This window comes from Okeania sp. (genome assembly GCF_983059655.1).
Genome location: NZ_CEZPJD010000272.1, coordinates 4,726 through 9,682 on the forward strand (window position 1 = coordinate 4,726; position 4,957 = coordinate 9,682).

The 4,957-nt window shown below is 38.2% G+C and carries 2 protein-coding genes; both read left to right on the forward strand.

Going from position 1 to position 4,957, the window contains the following annotated elements:
- The first annotated feature begins 323 nt into the window (after window positions 1–323).
- On the forward strand, window positions 324–1,334 hold the full coding sequence (locus AC3DU7_RS16200) for a dihydroorotate dehydrogenase-like protein (RefSeq protein ID WP_488040359.1): 1,011 nt from the start codon (window positions 324–326) through the stop codon (window positions 1,332–1,334).
- A gap of 154 nt (window positions 1,335–1,488) precedes the next feature.
- Window positions 1,489–4,746 (forward strand): SNF2-related protein, encoded by a 3,258-nt coding sequence (locus tag AC3DU7_RS16205; protein ID WP_488040360.1) that lies wholly within the window; start codon window positions 1,489–1,491, stop codon window positions 4,744–4,746.
- Window positions 4,747–4,957 lie beyond the last annotated feature (211 nt).

The following is a 4,957-nucleotide window of genomic DNA, read 5'->3' on the forward strand; positions in this document are numbered from 1 at the left end:
GCTAGTAGGTTGGGTTAAGCGCAAGCGCAACCCAACAACAACTGTTGTATATTTGCGCATTTGCACATATTACTTTTGACTTTTGACTTTTGATTTTTGACTTAAACATTATTAGGACTTACGCACGGACACTAAATTCAGTGAGGGTGAATGCCATTTGCTAACGCAAAGCTCCGAATTGCGCCCCTACATATGGCGTTTTCAAGGTGAATTTGCGTAAGCCCTGATTATCGGTTTTTTATTTCCCCTGTTGCCTGTTGCCTGTTGCCTGCGCACAGCGCTATACTTTTGACTTTTGAATTTTAACTTTTGACTTAAACATTATGGATATTACGACAAATTATTTAGGATTACAATTACGTTCCCCATTAGTTGTGGGAGCTGCTGCACCTTTGACCGAAGATTTAGATAATCTCAAACGGATGGAAGATGCTGGCGCTGCTGCAGTAGTTTTACATTCTTTATTTGAAGAACAACTTCGTGAAGAACGTTTAGAATTACAACATCATTTAGAATACGGTACAGAAAGTTTTCCAGAGGCTCTAAATTACTTTCCAGAACCAGAAATATTTCATATAGATGCTTCCGAATATTTAAAGCATATTAGTGAAGCAAAAAAAATGGTAAATATGCCAATTATTGCCAGTTTAAATGGTTCAACTATTGGTGGTTGGACTCATTATGCCAAAGAGTTAGAGGCTGCTGGTGCAGATGCTTTAGAGTTAAATATCTACAATATTCCTACTAATATGGATATGACAGGGGAACAAGTAGAACAGAATTATATTAGTATTCTGCAAGCTGTTAAATCTGAGGTAAATATTCCGGTTGCAATTAAACTTAGCCCCTTCTTTAGTAACATGGCAAATATGTCGAAAAGGTTGGTAGAAGCAGGGGTAAATGGATTAGTTTTGTTTAACCGTTTTTATCAACCAGATATTAATATTGAAGAGCTAGAAGTTGTAACTAATGTATTATTAAGTACCCCACAAGCAATGCGTTTACCTATGCGTTGGATAGCTATTTTGTACGGTAGATTAGAAGTAGATTTTGCAGCAACAAGCGGCGTACAAAAAGGGCAAGATGTTATTAAAATGATGATGGCAGGTGCGAATGTAACTCAGCTAGTGGGTACTTTATTGCGTCATGGAATTAATCATATTCAAGTTATCGAAAATGAGATGATTCATTGGATGGAAGAACATGAATATGAATCAATAGCGCAGATGCGCGGTAGTATGAGTCAAATTAATTGTCCTGATGAGAGTAAATTTGAAAGGGCGCAATATATGAAAGCAATTCAAAGTTATAAACCTGCTCAAAGTTTGGTATAATTTTTCCTCATTTTAAGTAATAGGGTGGGCAAATATTGTGCCTGTTTAGCATTAATACCAGTACATAAATTTGCTCACTCTATCCATTAAATTCCCGATCGGTGGGATAAAATAAAATTTTGTGTAAGTTATACACATGAAACAATAGGGAAGTATGAGTATCGATCGTAAATCTGACAAAAATCAATGGCCAGAACATAAGAAATTCCCATATAATTTTGACAAACATTTCGTTCAAACAGTTATTGAAAGAGATTTACAAGCCGCTACTAATCCACTAATAATTACTGGTTATGCTTCCCTAGACAGAATTATCGACTTTCTAGCAGATAGTTATTATAAATTATATCAAAACTCAAATGCTTTGGCAGAAATTCGTCTGTTACTAGGACATGAACCTTACCCCACAAATACCCAAGAATTTCCTGATTCCTACAAGTTCGATCCCGAAATAGAAGAATATTGGCTAAAACGAGGTATTTCTATACTTAAATGTGGAAAAGTAATTAAAGCAATAGAGTTACTTAAAACTCAACAAGTTCAAGTCAGAATTAGCGATAAAAAACCAATTCACGCCAAAATTTACCGAGGTGACAATGCTATAACTATTGGTTCAAGTAATTTTAGTAATTCTGGTTTTGTGTCACAAATAGAAGCCAACGTAAGGTTTGAAAATATTAAAAAAGAAAGTAAAAGATTTAATGAAGCAGAGCTTTTATCAGAAAGAATTTGGGAACTGGGCAAAGACTACAAAGATGAGTTAATTGAACTTTTAAAAAAGCTCCTTAGTAAAGTTGGTTGGCAAGAAGCTTTAGCCAGAGCTTGTGCAGAATTATTAGAAGGAGAGTGGGCAAAACAATATCAAATGACAAGTTATTTTGGAGATGAAAACTCTTTTTGGCCTTCTCAAATACAAGGAATTGCTCAGGCAATTTGGGTAATCGAAAATGTGGGTAGTGTACTAATTGCTGATGCCACAGGTTCAGGCAAAACGCGCATGGGTGCGAATCTGATTAAAAGTGTAATTAATCAAATTTGGGCAACAGGACGCAAACGCAAAGGTAGCCCAGTTTTAATTTGTCCGCCAGCAGTTCAAGATGGATGGGATGAAGAGTTTGGGAATTGTGATTTCAACTTGAAGACTTACTCTTCTGGCGCTTTAGTTAAAAGAGCTAACAAAAATGAAGAACTTATAGAAGCCATTCGTCGTTCTCAAGTGCTGGCTTTGGATGAAGCTCATAATTTTCTCAACCGAACGTCGCAGCGGACACAGGCAGTTTTTAAGAATATGGCTGACTATGTAATCCTGTTTACGGCAACTCCTATTAACCGAGGGTCTCAGGATTTATTAGCTATTATTGAATTACTGGGAGCAGATAATTTTGATGACGAACTACTGGAAATTCTGAAACGTTTGTGGAAAGGAGGCAAGTTGGAGCAAAAAATGCAAGAAGGGGAGCGACAACTATTGCGAAGGGAAATTCAAAAATTTACTTTGCGACGCACCAAGAGTATGCTGAATCAGATGATAGATGAAAATCCAGAACTTTATCAAAATAAACTTGGTAATCCTTGTCGCTATCCTCAACATGAAAGTAAAACTTATATTTGTGGGGAAACGGAAAGCGATCGCTCCTTAGCTAAACAAATTCGGGAATTAACTCAACAGTTGCGTGGTTTAGTTATGCTACAGACAAATTTCAAGGTTAGTAAGTACCAACGCCAACTTGGTATAAGTGATGAAGATTATCTGGATATGCGATTAAAAAGTGCCCCAAGACTCTGTAGTTACAATGTAATGTCTTGTTTGCGTTCTTCCAAAGCAGCACTGCTAGAACACATTTCTGGTACAGAGTTTGTTCAAGAATGCTTGATTCTGGGAAACCTTAGTAAAAATAAAACAGGAAATATCATTCAAAGATTAGACTCCATTGCCGGAAAACCTCCTCAGAATAAACTAGAAATTGAATTGCCAGATTGGTTGAGCGATCGCTACGCTCATCGACTCGAATGTGAAAAAGAAATTGCCATTTACAAAAAAATTGCTGAGTTGACTAAAAAAATATCCTATTCGCGAGAGGAAAGAAAAGCAAAACATTTATTAGAGTTATTAGAAAATCACAAACTTCTGATTGCTTTCGATAGCCATATTATCAGCTTAAGTGACATCAAACAACGCATTGAGAGATTGGAAAAAGATTCTCAGAAAGTTATTATCGCTACAGGAGACGACAAAACATATCGCAAACAAGTTAATGATTTATTCAAACTAGGTTCTACAGCATCAGGGGTTATAGCTTTATGTTCGGATGCCATGTCTGAAGGAGTCAACCTCCAACAAGCATCAGCAGTAGTATTATTAGATATGCCAACTGTTATTCGACTGGCAGAACAACGAATTGGTCGGGTCGAACGCTTGGATAGTCCCCATAAGATAATTCAGGTCTGGTGGCCTCAAGATAGCGATGAGTTCGCTCTGCGTTCTTCGGAAACAAAGTTAGCTAAACGTCACCGCCTGGTTTCCGATTTGTTGGGGTCAAATTTTCCTTTACCAGATTTGGCAGAGGAAGAAATAGATAGAGATGATTTGTCTTTGCCAGCAGATTTGGCAGAAGATGATGAGATAGTGACACCAGAATCTGAGATTAGGCAACTTGAGGAGTTAGCAAAAATTCGTAAATCTTATGAACTGGGGGATGTGTTTGACCCGGTGCGGTCTCTTGTCGAAAACAGCCAGATAGAAAACAACAAATTTTTAGTCCCCAGGAAAGTCTATAAGCAAGTACGCAATACAAAACTTTCAGGAACTTGGGTTAGTTGTGTAACAGCAGAACATCCTTGGGCTTTTTTTGCTGTTGCTGGTACTGAGTGGGGTGCCCCTCGGTGGGTATATCTTGACCATTTAGAAGCAGAAAAGGTGATAACTGACATGGAGCGCATCAGTGAAAAACTCAGAAAAAATTTGCCTGCTTCTGTGAGAGATATTCCTATTGAAGATGCAACTCAAGATTTAGAAGAGTTCTTGAAAAAACTCCAGGAGAGTGAAATACTGCTGTTGCCAAAGAAGAAACAACGTGCTCTTGAAGAAATGGAGAAGGTATTAGAGGAGTATCGTCAAAAAGCTGCTCAAGAAGGAAAAGAAGCGGTTGTTACCGAGATTAATGTATTGACAGATTGGATGAAAGCTGTGGACTTAAGCAAGTTGGCAGAGTGGTGGCTCGATCTAATTCGTCCTTGGTGGTTCGAGCGCTTGAAACAACCCCGACGTTACACACCGATACGTCTTCAGGATATCCGTACTGATTTAATCAAGAAAGCTATTCCTATGGAGCAACTGCGGGAAGCTTTTAATCTTCCAAAAGTGAAGCCTTTAGACGAACGCATTGTTGCTGCAATTATCGGTATCTATTGATATACTTGGGGTTTGCTGAAAAAGTCTTTTAATAGGGGTAGGAAACAGGAGACAACCCACCCCTCGCCCCTCCCTGGAGGGGAATACAGGAGGAACGGGGAATGAGCGAGGAGGCAGGAGTAAGAATTGTCCCAAGATTTTTCTGCCTAACTCTTGCCTAAAATAAGCTTCTTTGTGAGTGTTTTAGACGTGATACCAGGCACTTTTTAAA